This is a genomic window from Chryseobacterium oncorhynchi (assembly GCF_002899895.1).
In the GTDB taxonomy this organism is placed as follows: Bacteria; Bacteroidota; Bacteroidia; order Flavobacteriales; family Weeksellaceae; genus Chryseobacterium; species Chryseobacterium oncorhynchi.
The window spans coordinates 953,294-972,274 of the sequence record NZ_PPEI02000001.1; the positions used below are offsets into that span (position 1 = coordinate 953,294).

The window sequence follows — 18,981 nt, forward strand, 5'->3', positions numbered from 1 at the left end:
TCAGAAGCCCCTTTAGCCCCTTATGTAACCGGGTTTACCCCCTTACCTAAGGGGGTATAGCCCCCTTCTCAAGGGGATGGAGACCGTTCGGAACTGGCTGCAGGGGCTTATTGAAGTGGCTGGAGGCTCTTTGTAACGAGATAACGTCTTTGGAGTATCTTATTAAGGTAATTTTTGCTAAAAAATTGCGGTTTCCCGTAGGGAAAAATTAAAGATTTTTATTATAATTGTATTCTATAAACTACAAATCCATGAAAACAAATACTATTTCCTGTCTTATATGAAGGTATAAATATATCTGACACTGACATACTTTACATTCTATTTCTTATTTTCAGTTGAGTTCTTTCATATTATAACACTCCAAACTCATAACAAATAATAAGCAACCGTAATAACCTTATTTCATTAAATTATCTACACAAAAACCAATGACAAACTCAGAACATTATAAATTAAAAGAAGAATTTCTCAATGAATGGCCATTATCCAGAATTCAGGATTTAAAATTAGAGGAATATACTAATCTGGATAAAACGTCCTTTTGCTACTGGGTTGAAGCAAAGACTAATCTTTTAGGAAGTATTTGGGGAGGTTCTGCTTACAAATTTGGCATTTACAAACGCAGAGATATAAATAAAGAAGTACTTAACGGAAATAGAGTGACAGATAATGAATATGCCTGGCATTCAAAATATGGTAAAACAAGAGGTGAAGCATTTGCCACAATTAAATTAATTTTATTAGAAATTGTTGAGAGTGCACAAAATAATGATCTGGAGAGTATAGATAAACTTAACCTAGGGGATGCTTACAAATGGAAAATTGCTTTTTTATACAACGATTTTAAAATTGTTAATATCTATAAATGGGATAATTTATATAATGCTGCTGAATTTTTAGGTTTCGATGGGGATATTAAAAGTTACCCGGCATTAAATAGTTTTATTCTGCAAAAGAAACAACCCGGACAAGATTATTTTGATTTTACTCAGCTCCTATGGAATAAAAGCGAAACAGAAAATAATGAGTTTATAAACAATGAAGAAAACGAAAGCTTCGATCTTAGCTATCCTAATCAAATTTTCTTTGGCCCTCCTGGAACCGGAAAAACCCATAAAATCAATTCTTTTTTAAACTCAGCTAAAAAGCCCAAAACTAAAGAACCAATTAATACAATAAAAGTTGATCGCCATAAAACATTCTGGCATCTGGCTCCCGGACAAGGAGGATATTTGTGGAATGACCTGAAAAATGGCAACAGATTGGGCTACGAATGGTGCTCTGTGAGTCTAGGTAATCTAAATGACCTGGATAAAAAACAAACAGAAAATTTCAAGATGAGAACCTATTTTTCGGATGTAAAACAAGGAGATTATCTATGTATTATCTCTGGTAAAAAGTTCTATGGTATCGCTGAAGCACTTCATGGTTATGACTTTTCCAAAGCTATTGTAAGTGGTTTTGACTTTCAGACTATTGAAGTAAAATGGGTTAAAATTTTTGACACTCCTGAATTATTATCTGCTTCTTACACTCCTACCTTTGGTAAATTGAATGGAGGTAAAAGATGGAACTCCTTAATACAAGCATTACAGGAAAATAATATTGTTTTTGATGACGACACCACTACTATTGAATCTGCGAAACCTGTTACCCAATCTAATAATAGTATTTTTACAACCTTTCATCAATCTTTCTCTTATGAAGACTTCATTGAAGGAATCAAGCCAGATTTAGATGACAATGATGAAATAAAGTATAATATAGAAGACGGCCTCTTTAAAATTGCATGTGATAAAGCGGCTAATCTTGCGGGATTTGAAGATTTAAGCGACGCATTAAAAAGTCCAAAAGAAATTGTTAAGGCAAAATTTGAAGTGAGTGAACCATTCTATCTTTTTATTGATGAAATAAACAGAGGAAATATTTCTCAAATATTTGGGGAACTCATCACTTTAATTGAAAAAGATAAGCGGTTAGGCCAAATTAATGAAACAAGGGTTACTTTGCCCTATTCTAAAAGTGAAATTCAGTTTTGTGTTCCTCCCAACCTATATATTATTGGAACAATGAATACTGCTGATAGAAGTGTTGAAGCTTTAGATACTGCTTTAAGAAGACGATTCTGTTTCACTGAGATGCTTCCTGATAGAAAGGTGGTTGAAGATAAAGCATTTAATGATTACCCACGGGCAGATATTATGGAAAAAATCAACACCCGAATTGAACTACTATTAGATAGAAATTATACTCTGGGCCATTCATACTTTATAAAAGAAAATTTTAAAAATTCTTTCCAAAATGAGATAATACCTTTGCTCCAGGAATATTTCTATAGTGATTATAGCAAAATTGGATTAATTTTAGGAAGAGGATTTGTTAGAGAAAAGGCAAGACCTAAGGATAAAGAAATTTTTGCTGATTTTTACGGCATAGATGATATTGACATTCAAAAATCATTTGAACTAATTTCGTTTGATGAATTAAATTTTGATGATGCAATAAAACTTTTATAAAGAATATGGTTCCTCATAAAAGAATACAGGTCTACGAACATAGTTTTTTACGAATAGGCGACAAAGGTTTTGATACACTACATTTTGTAGCATTATCAAAATTGAATGCTCTACACAATTACCAATATTTTGATCTTAAGCACAATGGCATTGTGTTCAAACAATATGTTGGTGTAATACAGGTTGAAGGAATTGTTATAGAGATTCTTCCTAAGATTGATCGTTATGAATCAGAAGAAAATAAAAAAAAATGGCAGAGTGTTCTTATAGAAATGTTACGTGTAACTAAGAAATTAAAGATTCAAGAGGTTGGTCAGGCGAATGTTGCGAAACAATCCATAACCCTCTTGGATATTTATTTTGAATGGTTTCTCAATGAAGTTCAGCTATTAGTACATCAGGGATTAATAAAACAGTACTATAAACAAACGGGAAATGTAAAAGCATTAAAAGGAAAACTGGAATTTGCAATGCACATTCAGAAAAACATAGTTCATAAAGAACGCTTTTACACGACCCATCAGATCTATGAAAAAGATCATCTCATTCATCAGATTTTAGGACAGGCATTAGATATTATAACTCGTTTATCCAAAGGAACCTACCTTTATAACAAATGTAAAACAGTACAGTTAGATTTTCCTGAAGTAAAATCAATTAAAGCCAATGAGAGTACATTCACTAAACTTATCAAATCTAGAAAAACAGCACCTTACGAAGCTTCTCTTTCAATAGCCAGGCTCATCATTCTAAACTATGCTCCTAATATTTCCAATGGATCAGAGAAAATGTTGGCTTTATTATTTGACATGAATAAATTATGGGAGGAATATATTCTAGTTCGTCTGAAGCAGGCATCCATAGATCATAATATAAAAGTTTATGGGCAAAATTCTAAGACATTTTGGAGTAATATTTCAATACGTCCGGATATTGTATTGGAGAATGATGATGAACAATTTATTATTGATACTAAGTGGAAAAATATAGACAACAATAAGCCATCAACGCATGATTTGAGACAAATGTATGTCTATAATGAATACTGGAAAAGTAATAAATCACTTTTATTATACCCATCAAACAATGATGATTTCAATGGTTATACAGATTTTGTAATGATTGATGATATGGTTGACAATCATAAGTGTGGCTTAGGGAAAATTTCTATTTTTAAAGATTGTAATAAATTATTAAATGATCAGATAGGATCAAAAATATTAAAGTGGATAAGTGAAATTAAGTAACAATATTGACTAATTCCATTAATGTATTGAATAGAATGTTTTTTAATAATAATTTCAATTATCCACTCAAATGTACCATCAAAAACTATCCTCCTGTTCCCGGTCCATTCAAATACTCATTACTAATATCTTTTTCCTTTTTGAAATCCATTTTTCCAAATTTATAACTGAAGCTGATTCCAAAGGAACGATAAGGCAGATCTCTTACAGAATAAGAATTATAATCTCCGGTATTTACCGTGGTTACCTGTCGGATGTATTGGTTGAAAGGATTGGTAATGGTAAATCCAAGGCTTGCTTTCTTATTCCAGAATTCCTTTCTGCCAGCAAGAGTATATGTGATTGATTGTGGATTTTTTCCTTGTATATTTTTAGCTGCCGAATTGTAATTTCCAAATACTTCCAAGATAAAGTTCTTGGGAAACTGATAGTTAAGGTTCAGATTGACACGGTAACGCATTCCCATATCTAAATTTCCTACATAAATCTGACTCACAATATATCGGTGAAAGACCATCATATTACTTCTCAGATTCAATTTATTATGGAAAAAAGGAAGTGAAACAGACACAATTCCACCGGAATTATATTCCTTTCCTATATTATCTCTTGCGGTAACGGATACATTGGTGTATTCAATACCGTTAGCTGTAAATACGGGATAAAAAGTAGTGATTTGTTTTAAATCCTGACTGTTGATACGCTCTACCAGTGAGAGTGAAATATTACCTCCGTTGGTAAAGTTCTTTGTGTATCCCAGCTCCATATTGTCTCCAATTTCAGGTTTCAGTGCAGGATTTCCTGTCGTAATATTATGAGGATCACTCACATTCAGGAAAGGGTTAAGCTCAGTATATTCAGGACGTTCTACTCTTCTTGTGTAGGACAGTTTCAATGTTTCGCCACTCTCAAACTTGTGGGATACAATAAAGGATGGAACCAATAAACCATAAGACGGGATATTCGTATTAGGAAAATCAATTGTAAGTGTCGTATACTCATATCGAAGTCCTGCTCTTACATCCAGCCAATTCAATAGTTTAAGCTTTGAAGAAAAATAAGCGGCATAGATTCCCATATCATAATTTAGATGATACGACTGCAATGGATCTGATTCATACTGCCCGGATGAAGTATTCAAAATATGAACGTCCGTAGCATTGGTAATATGCTGCTGTACTGTTTTGGCTCCCATTTCAAAGACAATATTATCATTCAGAGGATGTACATAATCTATTGACAAATTATGGCTATTGTCGGTTCCCGGATTACTTCCTGAAATACCATTGTAAGGAAATACGGCTCCGGATAAACTTTGGGTTTGCATATAGCTGGTCTTGGGAGAACCATAGCTGAATACATAGTCTGCCGTAAGCTCCTGCCCCTCTTTTTTGAACGTTTTTCTAAAACTTAGACTTCCATCTACAGAACGAACAGAGGATTGATTATCAGAAGTTCTGTACCCAATGACAGACTCCACATTGGAGGTATTATAATCCGTGATATATTGCTGTTGATTGATCAGCCCTGTACTTGTATTCGAAAAGCTGTTAAAGGAAAGTGAACCACTTAAAGCGCTGGATTTGCTAAGACTCCAGTCAAATCCCAGTCCGGTACGGTATCCATGTCTTTCAAAATCAGTATAACCATCCTGCAATAAATGGGTACTGGTATTGGAAGCAACATCTCTGGAAGTTCTGTCCTGAAAAAAAGGACTCTTAGCCTTTAGTTGGGCATTGCCACTAAAAAAGGCATTCATACTGAAACTATTGTTTTTATAATTCAGATTCAGAGAGCCGGTTTCAAATAAGGTTCCTGCGGTAGCATTCACACTTCCGTTAATTCCTCTTACTTTATTATCTTTTAAAACAATATTAATAATCCCTCCGGTACCCTGTGCATCATATTTTGCTCCCGGACTGGAAATGACTTCAATACTTTTGATCTGACTTGCCGGAATGGAAGCCAGTGCATCTGCAAGACTGTTTCCGAATATACTTGATGGCTTTCCGTTAATCAAAAATCGAATATTAGAGTTTCCCTGAAGTTCAACATTCCCATCTGCATCCACTGTCACCTGAGGTACTTTTCTCAAAACATCAATGGCTGCCCCATTCTGAGAGGTTACATCATTGGCCGCATTAAATACAATTTTATCAACCTTATTTTCAATAACAGATTTTTTGCCCACGATTGTAACTCCCTCCAAAGCAGTCTCTCCATTCACTAACTGAATATTCCCAAGCGTAATATCGGCCGTGTTGTTATTAACCTGAATGTCGGTGGTAGTTTTGTTTTTATACCCTGCATAAAAAACAGCTACTTTATAAATCCCTGATAAAATATGATCCAGTGAGAACTCTCCTTTTTCATTGGAAGTTGTTCCGTTTACTTCTTTATTGTCCTGATTGAGGAGGCCAATACTTGCGTTTCCTATTGCATTTCCCGTATTGGAATCTACAATTCTTCCGCTTATTTTTCCCTGCCCGTCTCCTTGTTGGGCATTGACCATCCCTACTGAAAATAGTAAGGTCCATAAAATTGATAATTGTTTCACCGTGATATTAGCATTAATCTGCTGCAATAATAGAGATCAATTTAGTAGAAATTCTGAATTATCAATTAAAATGATACCATGCAATATGATATTACTATTTAAACTTTTAGATGATCACCACAAAAGATTTAAACACTTAAGTTATTGTAAGTGACAATATTGCGCGTAAACAAGTACACGTAAGTTTTTGAAAATCTTTGATTTTCTTCTTATGTGAACTTTCCTATATAGTATGATTTTAAACTAACTTACGTGAACTAAAGTGTTTCAAATAAAAGCTTTTGTGGTTACAATTATTTTTTTTTATAATCACCACAAAAGTCACAAAAGAATTAAACACTTGAGCTTTTGTAAGTGAAAATATTGCGCATAAATAAGTACACTTAAGCTTTTTGAAAATCTTTGATTTTCTTCTTATGTGTACTTTCCTATATAGTGTGATTTTAAACTAGCTTACGTGAACTAAAGTGTCTTAAAGAAAATCTTTTGTGACTTTTGTGGTTATTTAAAAGAGTAAATTACAGTGTTTCATCAAATTCAGCAGATGATTTCTCTAAGTTCTACGCCATTCATAATACTTTAACATCCTTTATACCCCATCCCCAGATAAATTTTCGTTCTTTTGCAAAAAGTTTTAATTTTTAAATAATTGCATGTCAAAGTTTGATGAAATCCGGTATTTCCATGATCATGAAGTGAATGAAGCACTAGGAAGTATAGCCCGCGATCCTATGATGAAAGCGCTGATGAACTTTACTTTTCCAGGGGTAGACGAACAGGTTTGGCTGGAACAGTTCAAAGAGGTTCATTCTATCAGTGACTTCCAGCATCATTTTGTGGCGCACACTATCCGTCAGATCCTTGCCAAGAGTTCTGAGGGCTTAACGACTTCAGGTTTTGATCAACTTGACAAGAACACTCCTTACCTTTTCATCTCAAATCACAGAGATATTGTACTGGATACGTCATTGCTTAATCTGGTTCTGCTGGAAAGCGGCCATATTATGACTGCTTCAGCTATTGGTGATAACCTTGTGAAAAGAAATTTTCTGAATGTACTGGCTAAACTGAACCGTAATTTCCTAGTTCAAAGAGGATTATCTCTTCGTGAACAGCTTAAAAGTTCACAAACCATGTCAGAATACATTGATCAGCAATTACATCATGAAAACCGTTCTGTATGGATCGCCCAGCGCGAGGGCCGTACTAAAAACGGGAATGATGCTACCCAACAAGGGGTCTTAAAAATGCTGGCCATGGCATCCGGGGATCAATCATTGACCGATTATTTTAAGACATTGAAGATTGTTCCGATATCCATTTCCTATGAATATGATCCTACAGATTCCCTAAAAATGCCTCAACTTTTAGCGCAACATAGAGAGGAAGAATACATTAAAGGTAAAAATGAAGATTTCATGACCATGCTTAGCGGAATATTAGGACAAAAGAAGCGAATTCATATTCATGCCGGTCATGTAATTGATAAGGAATTAGATGATATCGCAGCTAGTATTGACAATAAAAACAAACAGTTGCAGGCTATTGCACAGGTTATTGATGATTCAATTATACAGAACTATAAGCTTTGGCCTACAAAATACATAGCTTATGATCTGATTCATAATACGGATACGTATGCTTCTCAATATACAGAACAGGAAAAACAATTGTTTATCCGAAGACTTGAGATGCGTATCTCTTCTTCTGATGCTATTTCTAAAGAGTATTTCCTTACCATGTATGCCAATCCACTGATTAATAAAAGAAAATTAGAAGAAAACTAGTTGTAAGAAAAACATTTTCTCAGATTAATACAAATATTGATGGACACTTTTTTAAGTGTCCATTTTTCTTTATGAATACACGTTTTCACCTACACCCTATACAGTATTTTTTTTACACATCTATATTTTCCTAATCTGCTTAATCTGCACAATCTGCGTGAGCTTACATGGATCAAAACACGATTCAAGTTAAATTAAAGGCCTCTACGGATTATGGTTTCCCGTAATTTTCTTCTACCCGTTGTTTGTAGTTTCGAGCATTATAAAACAAGGTGTTTTTATAAGCTTTAGTTCAACAAACAACGACTACATTATGAATAAAAAAACGACTCCTGCAGATCTCTTTTTGGGAATTCTTGCATTATTACTGATCAGTGTAAGCTTTTACCAGACCTGGCTCGGGCTACAGCAGATCTTTGGTCCGGCATCCTTTGTCATAGCCTTAGTTTTATCATTATTACTCCTCTTTCTGTGCTGGATGCTGAGAAATGCTAAACTGGAAGGAAAACCTACCGGAAGCCTTGTCGGAATCTATGTATTTATTGCCTCTTTCTGCTTTATTGCCAACTTCAATGCTTTATATACAAGGTTTATGAAAACCGATATCTATACGGATGAACTTCGTGATATCAATAAAAACTTCACTGTTCTTGACAATGATGTGGAATCAAAATTAAGCTATAAATATACTAAAGCAACGACTCAGGATATTGAAACCAAGAAAAAACAGCTGATGGAACAGATCAAAGATCCGGGGAATAAAGGAATAGGAACCCGTGCTCAGTTATTGATCAAGGATATAGAAAAACTAACAAACCAAAAGATCGATTTACTGACTCCTGTTGGTGATGACTACGAAGACCTTTCGGAAAGAATGGGAAAACAGATTGATAATATTATCTCAGACCTGCCCCCTGGCGAAAAAGCATTGCAAACGAGCATCAACAACGCATCAGCCAAATGGAACAAAAGCATTCAGGATCTGCTTCTTTTATCAAAGAAAGAAAAAGATGACCTATCACAAGGATTAATTGATGAAGCTCTTTCTGATTATAATAAACTGGGCAGCAGAGCACAGACTATTCTTGGAAATGAAAAAATTCACTTTGAACCCATGGTTTCAAAGACCCAGCAGGTTGGAAAAATTGGTTTTGCATTTGAACATGCCATTAAAAACTTTGGAATGTATCAGTTTGTGGTGCTGGCAGGATGTATTTTACTTGATTTTGTGATCGTTATCATTATTTTATTGGTTACAGATTCTGGAAATTACAATGGAAGCAACGGCAGAAGTGTATTTAACAATAAAAGAAGCGGTAAAACCATCATCCCTAATAACTAAGCTATGGAAACCAATGACAATTTAAAACCTCTGTCTTTTGAAACTGAAGAAGCCTTAAAACCTCTTTCCTTTGAATTTCAAAATGATCCCCCAGAAGATTTTGTTCCTATTGCCAAGACCATCTCTAATGATCTTAAAAATAAGGAAAGTAACTTTGTATTCTTCTTTGGAACTGCAGAATCAGGAAAATCTGTTATTCTTTCCTCCATGCTTTACTATCTCAGATCGTATGCCGGAGTGTTGAGACCAAAGCTTGGAACTCCCAACTCTAAGGAAGCCAATGTACTTCTCTCTGATTTTTTTGAAAACATCCGACAGGGAGTTCTTCCCAACAGAACCACAAGGGATCAGGTGACCCGTCTGGATCTTGTTTTTGAGCCTAATAACAGATCGAAAAGAGTGGTTCCGATAGATCTTACCTTTCTGGAAACCTCGGGAGAAAACCATAAAGACATCAGAAGAGGTGGAAGCTATCATAGCAGCATAGAAACGTTTCTTAATGCCAATATTCCGCTTACATTTATTATTGTTACCAGTTTTGAATCTGCCTATAAGGACGACTCCTTAATCAATGAATTTCTGGATGAACTGGAAAGAAAGGGTAAAAATTTAAAATCCGTGAATGCCATCCTTGTGATTTCCAAGTGGGATAAGTCCGGAAGAATGGATGTGGAAAGCGCTGAAGCCCTCGACAATTTCATTTCTGACCATTTGCCAATGACTTCGCAGCGTATTGACACATATGGCCTAAGCAAAACGTATTACACGGTAGGAAGTGTTCAGAATGCAACGGGAAGTGAAAAAATAAGCTTGTTAAATCTATCCACAGCGGAAGTGCTCTCCAAATGGCTGTACAGAAGCATTGTGGGGTATGATCTGGATTATGAAGGAACATTTTGGGAACGTTTAAAATTTAGTTTTACAGATTAATGAACAGTACTTATTTTTTCTCTGCATTTGGTACATTCGGAAACCCGAATGGCTTCCGGCAATCCTTTTTTTTAGGTGGAAATAAAGCCATAGCCAAGGAGATCCGAACGTTTGACTTGAAAACGGATGCCATTAAACTGTTTCCTCAAACAAGTATTTATTCTATCCGAAAGGACTACGCCGGAGGAGGCAACCTTATCTCCTACTCTGTTTATACGTTTGCTAAAGAGCAAAATTCGGACAGAGGGGGTACATTTATAGGTTCCGGTTTGCTCTTCGCCGGAAAGGTGGCCTCAGAAAGTCTTATCATCAATACGTTGAATGAATTTCAGGATCATCTTGAAAAAAATAACCTTTCAGACAGCATTATTACGGTCAATCATTCTGATCAGTTTTCCATCCATAAACCTAAGGATTTTGATAAGATAGGGTTCAATGTCCGTGAAATTGATGACCTTAGTTTTACCCAAGGCAGCAATAGCTACCTCGTTGTTTATTGTGAAACCAACCCGGCACAATTGCAAAATTTCTTTAGTCAGTCCATTGAACTTTTGAGTGTGTATGATACGATTTACTTTACCCAAAGCCATGAGATTGGAGAGTTTGTAAGGCAAAAGGGAATTTTCAGGATTGTAGATGCCAATGGATTTAAAAAGGAACTGGAGAATCTTCATGAAGAGAGAATCCGGGAAATTAAAAACGCCATTGCTGATCTTGAAAAAGAAAAGGAAAGCTTAAAGGATGAAAGAACGAAACTGTTTGAAGATCTCAACAGGCAGATTGCACAGAATGAAAGACGACATCAGGAAAATGGGGCTAAAATAAAGGAATCCAAAAGCGGAATTGAGGTTATTAGAAAGGAATACGACCAGTATTCCGGAAAGATTGATGAAGTCATCAAAAGCCTTACATCAGATGGAAAGGTAGAAACTGCGAAGAAAAGACACCAGGAAAATAAAAGATCATTTGCCCATATCATCAATCAGAATAAAAATATAGAATCAATTTCTCCTTTTTCTTCCAGTGTTGCAAGAAATCAAGGGAATCCAAAGAATAACCATCCCTACGCAAAGGATATTGCTGAATTTCACAGTTCAGGCAGAAATAATGAGAATAAAGAATTCAGACCGGATGGTTTTAAGATCGCTACAGTGATATTAGCACTACTCTTGGTTGGCGTTCTCGTCTTATGTTGTATGTGGATGCCGAAAGAATATTCTACAGTATTTACAATCCCTTAAAACTTGTTATTTATTAAAAGTGTATATATTTTCTACAAAAAGCTCCTCTCTGGTAACAAAGAGGAGCTTTTATGATCTGTAGTCTTAGCTTTATTTTTGTGAAGAATCAGGGCTTTTATTTTTTAAAACGGAATAGATAGCCTCTGAGATCTCAGGAAGTTTTCCACTGTAACTATTGCTTAATAAAATGATTGTTATCTTATTTTCAACATCCGAAAACAAGGTTGCTTCAAAACTTCCTGCTCTTCCATCGTGGAAATGTTCTTTCAGTTTTTTATCCTCAAATTTTGCATTACCCAATGCTGATTGACTATCCGGAATATTAAAACTTTGCCCCAATTCATATATTGAGTTTTGGTTGACCATTTTTTGGAAATGCAGACCATCTGCCCATTTCAATAAATCCATTGTGGTAGTATAAGTACCACCGGTAATAGGTAATTCTTCTTTATCCGGAACTAATTGATTATTAAATCCTTTTGCTATATTTTTTTCATTTGCAATGGGCGTCATGATGGAAGCATTCATTTTCAAAGGCTGAAATACAAACTTTTTGATATAGGTTTTATAAGGCAAACCTGTTACATGCTCAATAATAAACTGTCTCAAAAAAAGATTGTTAATGTTATAATCATACTCAGTACCCGGAGTAAAAGATAACTGATTAGCCAGCATTAGACCGTTGAAAATGTCTTTATCATTTTTAACAGTCTTCCAGTTTACATTGGGGATTCCACTTGTATATTGCAATAGATCTTTAATGGTGACTTCATTGGCCCAATCAGGAAGTTCAGGAATGAACTTAGAAACATGATCCGATAGCTTTAGTTTTCCCTGTTCTTCTAATTGAAGCAAGGCTACAGCACTAAACTCCTTAGTAATTGAACCTAAATGAAATCTATATTCATCTGTTAATGTATTGGTCTTTGCAGCATCGGTAAATCCAAATGAAGCCTTATAAATGATCTTATTATTTTTTGAAACCAAAACATTCCCATTAAACGCACCCTTTTCATGAGCAGATTTTATTATTTGATCTAATTGATTTACTTCTTGTTGAATATCCTTTTTCAGATTCTTAACTTTTTGACTAAAGCAAAATAGACTGAGGCATGAAAAACTTAAAATTAAAAAAGATCTGAACATGTTTTTTTAGAATTTATTTTACTAGTTTCTCCAAATATAGTCTTTATTTCAATGCTTATGAAAGTGATGTCATAGAAAGCTTTCTTGTCTTTTTACACAGTAACACCTTACTTCACAATCTTCACCCTTATTCCCTCAGAATGTGCACCCATTGCCGGAGCATACATATTTTGGAAAGATGTGATTCCGTTTGAAAAATCACCGATATTATTCGCTTTCAATTCGTATTCAAAAACATAGGTTCCTTTTGGCAATGAATTGAAAAAGAAATGAGTAGCAGCATCTTTGGTACTTTCGTAATATCCTGCTCCATTTTGCCATTTATAGGTAGAAAGAACATTGACAGGTTCAAAACCACTTGCTCTCATGTCTTTCAGGTGAATGTATTCCATATCACGATCGGTACGAATAACCAGCCTTACCATCACCAGATCACCCAGCCTAATAGGATTTTCCGTACTTATTTCTTTAAGTGTACTTTCATTGCCGTTGAATGTTTTCAGGAAAAGCTTCTTTTCAATAGAAACATTGGAAGAATTGTGCGCCATTACCTTATCCATATTTTCATAATACAAACGGTACATTCCGCCCCATGCCACTCCCGGACTGCTTTTTTGAATCTCCAGCTTTGCTTTTTCAGGGGTAATATCTTTCCAGTAATAGGATTTTTTGAAGAATCCAGCTTCTGAAGTTTTTGAAAGATCATTGGTCGGGAAAATGGTCTCACTTCCCAACTTCATGGTAATGCCTTTTTCTGCATCCTGCCACGATTTTCCGTAGTTCAGTAAAGCATACACAGCTTCTGTAGTGGACTTTGTTGTCCCCCAGCCCTCTGTTTGCTTGTTTTTTAAAAGCCATACTTTCATTTCCTCAACACTATTCAAATCTCCAGGCGTTATTTCCGAAAAGGCTTCTATCAGCATTGCCTGTGTTTCTATGGGTGCCTGATACCAGTACCAACCGGAGTTATTATCCTTCCAATACATTCCGTTTTCCTCGGAGTTTTTTGCTTTTTTCTTCAGATCAGCCACACATTTTTTGGCTAAATCATGATAACCATAGCGTTGCAATAGTGTAGTAATCATGGCCTGATGATAAAGACTATATTCCTCAAAATCTTTCACATAGGTATTCGCCAAAGTATTGAGTACTTTTTTCACTTCAGACGGAATTTCCTTTTGGGTCCAATAACTTCTGTAATAGAAATAAGAGGTATAATCGTTTAAATCCAGTTCTTCGTTTCGTTTTTTTCCTTTAATGAATTGGGTATCATATTCCTTATCCAGATAATCTATGCTGTTTTTGATAACACGGTTGATTTCATTGGTAAAATATTCTCCGGATTGGCCTTTCAGCATTTTATTAAGCTTTCCGAATCCGGCAAGGATATGTCCGGAAATGGTTTTATCCTTTCCACCTCCCGGAAACCATGAGAAACTTCCGTCAGGATTTTGTCGGTCAACAAGATCACGTTGTGCCTTTTTAAGATCACGCTGCATTTTGTTCAGATTAAAGAAGAGAGCAAGCTGCTCCATCTGTTCCTTTTGATCCTTAATTCTGCTTAGCCAAGGTGTTTCCCCGATAAGGATTGTTTTCAGGTTTTCATTGGCTTCTAAAGGATTGGATGGCATTTCCTTGGCATTCCATTCATCAAATATTTTCTTGATCTTTGGAGAAGAATTCATGATATAGGTTGAAAGCATATTTCCGTATAATCTACTGAAAAGCTGTTCTGAACATTCGTATGGAAACGTTCTCAGATAAGGAATAGACATCACTGCAAACCATAATGGATTGGAGGTAAGCTCTACACTCAGATTGAAATTGGCCGCTGAAGAAGATGCGTTATTCAGTAAGCCATTCATTGTATAGCTTTTGTTCTGACCTTCCTTAATGGAAATCGGGATAGTTTCCGTTACCAGCATTCTGTCGGAAAGTATTGGAAGAACATTCTCTTCTCCATCAGAATAATTATTTGTTTTTGCTAAGATTTTATAGCCAACATGATCCACAGCATATGGAATTTTAATATTCCAGCTTGCCTGTGTTGATCCTTTGGAAGCCACAGTCATTTTTTTCAGAGAATTGGTATTTAAAAATGCTGAGTCTAAAGGTTTTGAGGTTTCCGGATCGAAAAGGTAAAGTATGAGATCTCCTTTCAAGTCCTTATCTGACAGGTTATCAATTTTTGCTGAAATCTGAACCTCATCCCCTTGTCTCAGGAATCTTGGCGGGTTCGGGGTTACCATCAGTTCCTTTTGGGTTTTGGTCAAAAATTCTGCTGAACCTGTTTTCAGATCCTTGGTATGGGCAAATAAGATAAGTTTCCACTGGGTAAGTGCTTCCGGAGAGGTAAATTCCAGCTTTACATTTCCTTCTGAATCTGTGTAAAGATTGGGTAAGAAAAATGCAGTTTCATCCAGATTGGTCCTTGCCTTTACATTGTTAAGCAATTCCTCTTTCATTGCTTTTTTCGATGTTACTATAAAAACTTCTCTTGAAGCGGTATCTCCGTATAAAGCTACCGCTTCAGTAGGGCTAAGTTTTTTGATGTCTGCTATTTCGTCTTCAGGAAGATTTTTATCCATCAATTTTCCGTCAACAACATACATTGGATTAAGTTTCTTTCTTTTATAGGTCTGTAACGTTGGCTCATCGGCTACCCTGCTCATCACTTCCATGGCTGAAACTTTAGAATAGGTCCTGTCAAAAATCATTATAGCGGTATACTGGAAATAAGGGAGCTGCGGTATAGGATACTGCTCTGATTTTATAGAATATCGGCTACGGCCAGTGCTAAAACCCGTTGACTCAAAAGAAACCAGTTCATTAAAGAAATTATCTCTTCCCCAGCTATAATAATCATAATCTGTGTAGTAATTATTGGAATAAGGCACATAGTGACTGAAACTATACTCATTTTTTGCAAACTGATCCAGTGATGCATCGTACATGGAAGCCAAAACCTCAGCATTGATCTTCTCTTTATCTTTTCCTTTGATGGTGAGAATCCACTTTTCCGGAACGCCCGGTTGAATTTTATCCCGGAACACCTGAGTGGTAATCTCCAGATTCCTGTTAACATTTTCCTTAATATCAAACTTGATGTTTCCTTTCGCATAATCGTTATCATGAACAAAATCATAATCCAGATAAAGCATTCTTTTCAGGTCAGTATCCGTAACAATAAAGGAGATATTGGCACTTCCATTTTTCATGCTAATCTGTTGATAGTCTTCTTTCTTGTTATTTCGGGTAAACCTATAATTCACAGAACCTTCTTCAAAATCGGAATAGAAAGTTACCGTAGCTTTTTCGCCGACTTTGTAAGATTCTTTATCTGTACGAACTCCGAAATAAGCAGGCTTTCCGTTTCTAAAATTTACATTATCAAGAACTTCAATAACCTTAAAGGTCTTGATGGTATCATGATCTACTATAGATTCTGCTTCCACTAGATATTTTCCCGGTTCAGGATTTTTATTCAGTGTAATATTTTCAGTTTCTGAAGTATTGAATTGTTTTGAAAAAACAGTTTTACCCTTTTGAGGTTTAGCGTTTTGATTATAGCTGATATAGGGAAAATAAATGTCAAAAAGTTCCTTATTATAGTATGAGTAAGATAAAGGCTTTGCAGGAATATCTTCAGTTCTATATCCATTATCTGAGTTTTTTCTAATGAACTTTGGGAGAAGAATCTTGTTTTCTTCCTCCAGTTTACTAATGGTAAGATTTCCTTTGGCTGTTATTTTCTGATCATTGAGATTATTCACCGATATTTTCAGGGATTCCCATTCATTCTGAAGCATCTGTTCTGAGCTTTCAATATTGATTTTAGCCTTTACATCACCGATATTAATGACGGCTTGGTTGCTTTGGGATTCACCGTTAACATCGGTCACATAAAATGAAACGGAATAACGGTAGTTAGTTTTGTTTTTATCAGACTTTTCCTCTGCTTCTGCATTAAACGAAATATTGAAATTCCCATTACCATCTGTGGTAGTCTCGCCATGGGCAATATCAGTTTCTTTTTCCTTGTAATTTGGATAGTAATAACTGTCAAAATAGCTTCTCCAGAAATAAACTCTTTGTCTCTTAACTTCATATTTTACGGTGGCTCCGGAAATATCTGCTCCAGAAAAAGCCTCAGCCTTTCCACTCACCTTTACGTTCTCTCCAAGTTTATAAGCCTCCTTTACCGGACTGATGGCTACACGAAACTTTGGCCTTTTGTATTCTTCCACCTTGAAATACTTACTCTCCTTAGCATAAGAATGCTCCTTTTGTCCTGGAATTTCTCCAAGATCTGCTTCCATGATGATAGAATAATTCCCCGTAGTTCCGGAAGACGGAAGGGTGAATGCTCCTGTAATACTTCCGAATTCGTTTGTTACAGATTCAGCCTTGGACACTTCCTCATAGTTTGAGTTCATAATCCTCACCATTACTTTTTGCTTGGGAAAAATCGTGGTTTTGTCATAGTATTCCTGCTTCAGAATTCCCTTGTAAAACATCTTTTGGCCAGGGCGATAGATAGCACGGTCTGTAAAAATGATAAAGCCTTTATTTACAGGCTCCCTAAATTGCTCTTCACTCTCTTTTATATCCTTGATCTCATCATAATTTTTGTCAATGATAAAATATTTTTTCAGGTGAGGAAAGTATATAATGCTGCCATAATACCTTCTCTCCTTTGACTTGGGCAAAGAAAATATTCCAAGCTTATCTGTACTGCCTTTCCCGGTTTTGATCAGCTTATTATCCTTTCTGTTATTGAATTTATGTTCATATTCATTGGTATTCTGATACATGATATACTCTGCGTTATCAATACTTTTTCCGGTCTTGGTATTCATGGCCTGAAAGGTTACTTTCGCATCATCCTCAAATCTTTTCACATAAAATAAATCTGAAACTACAATTCTGTCGGTTCTTCTCGCCTCTTTCGACAGCGTAGTGATATCGTACATTCCTTCTTCCAGAGGCGGAATGGCAAGCAGGGTTTTATGCCGTTTGTAATCGTTAAACTTTTTCAGTGGAAATGTCTCGGAACGGAAATTCTGATCCGCAAACTGAGGATTAATAAAATAAACATATTTTTCACTCACCGAGTATTTGTTCCAAATGGGCTCTTTATCAAAATCTATCTTCCCCGATATTTTATTCAACTCTATTTTTACTTCGTCTGTATTTTTATAAGTGGTCTCTAATGAAATGTACTCCCCTGGCAGATTTCTCTTAGGTATTTCGATCCCCACTTCTGAACTTTCAAGCCCATTAATCAGTCTTTTACAATGGTTACTCCAATCTGATAATGGGATACGATCAATTGCTTTTTGGCAAAGTTGATGAGCATTCAGAAAATTGTTTTCAGAAATTTCCTGTTTTGCCAGATTGGCTGCCTGAAACAGAAGATATGCGGAAAACGGTTCCTTAGGATAAGAATCGGCCAACACTTCCAACTGCTGTAACTGCTTCTTCACATCCCCTTCTATTTCGGTACTTTTAAGATAAAGCAATGCTGTTTTATCATCATCATTGGTATGAAACTGATGTAAATTGTTCTTAATTTCTGCTATTTTTTTATTTGCAGAATTATCATAATCAAACGGCAGTCCTTGCAGAAACTTTAAATAATCTGTTGCAACAAGATCATATAATGTGGGCCTATATTTTGTGAATTCCAATTGATCTATTAATCGATTCCAGAGTTGTGTTTTTTCCTGCTGCAGTATTTGTCTGTTAGAAAGTGACTGGCTGTACAGTTGGTCTGCTTCCCTGTAAAAATCATTCACTGCCCATGTTTTATAGTCTTCGGGAAGCTCATTAAGAGGTGTAATGTCTTTTTTCTTTGCTCTGCTGGTATATCTTCCGATATAGGAAACATATTTGTTCGCCAGATAATATTGATAAAGAGCCTTACGCAATCCTTTTGATTCATTTACTTTTTTTCGGAGGATCAGGATCTGATCGTTATCGGTTCTTATATTCTCATCATTGGAATCATAATAAGCATTAACTACTTCAAAAATTTCTTTCTGAATAGAATCTCTTGAAGACATTTTAGGAGCTGAATGATCTATTTTTTGCTTTGATATTCTGGTTTTTAAAGGCTTAGTCTCTTTATACACCGGAATCTGTGAGAATATAGGGACTGAAACCAATAATGATAACGTGAGCAATATTTTGAATGAAAATTTCATGATAAT

At 35.5% G+C, this 18,981-nt stretch carries 9 protein-coding genes; 6 read left to right on the forward strand and 3 right to left on the reverse strand.

What is annotated here, in order from left to right; all coding sequences use genetic code 11:
• Positions 1-431 precede the first annotated feature (431 nt).
• A complete protein-coding gene (locus C1638_RS04285; RefSeq protein ID WP_109618497.1) occupies positions 432-2,519 on the forward strand; it encodes an McrB family protein in 2,088 nt (695 codons plus the stop codon).
• 5 nt (positions 2,520-2,524) lie between these two features.
• Positions 2,525-3,766, forward strand: coding sequence for an McrC family protein (locus C1638_RS04290; protein ID WP_109618498.1), 1,242 nt, complete (start codon positions 2,525-2,527; stop codon positions 3,764-3,766).
• Between the two features lie 85 nt (positions 3,767-3,851).
• On the opposite strand, the gene C1638_RS04295 is transcribed toward C1638_RS04290, so the two are convergent.
• A complete protein-coding gene (locus tag C1638_RS04295; RefSeq protein WP_123838333.1) occupies positions 3,852-6,323 on the reverse strand; it encodes a TonB-dependent receptor in 2,472 nt (823 codons plus the stop codon).
• A 653-nt stretch (positions 6,324-6,976) separates the two neighbouring features.
• Between C1638_RS04295 and C1638_RS04300 the strand changes: the two genes are divergently transcribed.
• The 4 genes from C1638_RS04300 to C1638_RS04315 all read left to right on the forward strand — a co-directional run bounded on the left by C1638_RS04300 (position 6,977) and on the right by C1638_RS04315 (position 11,623).
• Positions 6,977-8,110, forward strand: a complete 1,134-nt coding sequence (locus tag C1638_RS04300) for a 1-acyl-sn-glycerol-3-phosphate acyltransferase (protein WP_109618502.1) — start codon at positions 6,977-6,979, stop codon at positions 8,108-8,110.
• Between the two features lie 313 nt (positions 8,111-8,423).
• Positions 8,424-9,452 (forward strand): hypothetical protein, encoded by a 1,029-nt coding sequence (locus C1638_RS04305; protein WP_109618504.1) that lies wholly within the window; start codon positions 8,424-8,426, stop codon positions 9,450-9,452.
• Between the two features lie 3 nt (positions 9,453-9,455).
• On the forward strand, positions 9,456-10,382 hold the full coding sequence (locus C1638_RS04310; protein ID WP_109618506.1) for a hypothetical protein: 927 nt from the start codon (positions 9,456-9,458) through the stop codon (positions 10,380-10,382).
• Complete coding sequence (locus C1638_RS04315) at positions 10,382-11,623, forward strand: hypothetical protein (protein ID WP_109618508.1); 1,242 nt, start codon at positions 10,382-10,384, stop codon at positions 11,621-11,623. The genes C1638_RS04310 and C1638_RS04315 overlap by 1 nt, the downstream gene beginning before the upstream one ends.
• Positions 11,624-11,713: 90 nt before the next feature.
• Here the strand turns inward: C1638_RS04315 and C1638_RS04320 are convergent, their stop codons facing one another.
• Both C1638_RS04320 and C1638_RS04325 read right to left on the reverse strand, forming a co-directional pair.
• Positions 11,714-12,769, reverse strand: coding sequence for a serine hydrolase domain-containing protein (locus C1638_RS04320; RefSeq protein WP_109618510.1), 1,056 nt, complete (start codon positions 12,767-12,769; stop codon positions 11,714-11,716).
• A 107-nt stretch (positions 12,770-12,876) separates the two neighbouring features.
• Positions 12,877-18,975 carry an alpha-2-macroglobulin family protein gene (locus tag C1638_RS04325; RefSeq protein WP_109618512.1) on the reverse strand — a complete coding sequence of 2,033 codons (6,099 nt, stop codon included), beginning with the start codon at positions 18,973-18,975 and terminating at the stop codon, positions 12,877-12,879.
• Positions 18,976-18,981 lie beyond the last annotated feature (6 nt).

Excerpts from the sequence above, each read along its gene's own strand:
- C1638_RS04285 (WP_109618497.1), top strand. The coding sequence starts at position 432 with ATGACAAACTCAGAACATTATAAATTAAAAGAAGAATTTCTCAATGAA.
- C1638_RS04290 (WP_109618498.1), top strand. The coding sequence starts at position 2,525 with ATGGTTCCTCATAAAAGAATACAGGTCTACGAACATAGTTTTTTACGA.
- C1638_RS04300 (WP_109618502.1), top strand. The coding sequence starts at position 6,977 with ATGTCAAAGTTTGATGAAATCCGGTATTTCCATGATCATGAAGTGAAT.
- C1638_RS04305 (WP_109618504.1), top strand. The coding sequence starts at position 8,424 with ATGAATAAAAAAACGACTCCTGCAGATCTCTTTTTGGGAATTCTTGCA.
- C1638_RS04310 (WP_109618506.1), top strand. The coding sequence starts at position 9,456 with ATGGAAACCAATGACAATTTAAAACCTCTGTCTTTTGAAACTGAAGAA.
- C1638_RS04315 (WP_109618508.1), top strand. The coding sequence starts at position 10,382 with ATGAACAGTACTTATTTTTTCTCTGCATTTGGTACATTCGGAAACCCG.
- C1638_RS04320 (WP_109618510.1), bottom strand. The coding sequence starts at position 12,769 with ATGTTCAGATCTTTTTTAATTTTAAGTTTTTCATGCCTCAGTCTATTT.
- C1638_RS04325 (WP_109618512.1), bottom strand. The coding sequence starts at position 18,975 with ATGAAATTTTCATTCAAAATATTGCTCACGTTATCATTATTGGTTTCA.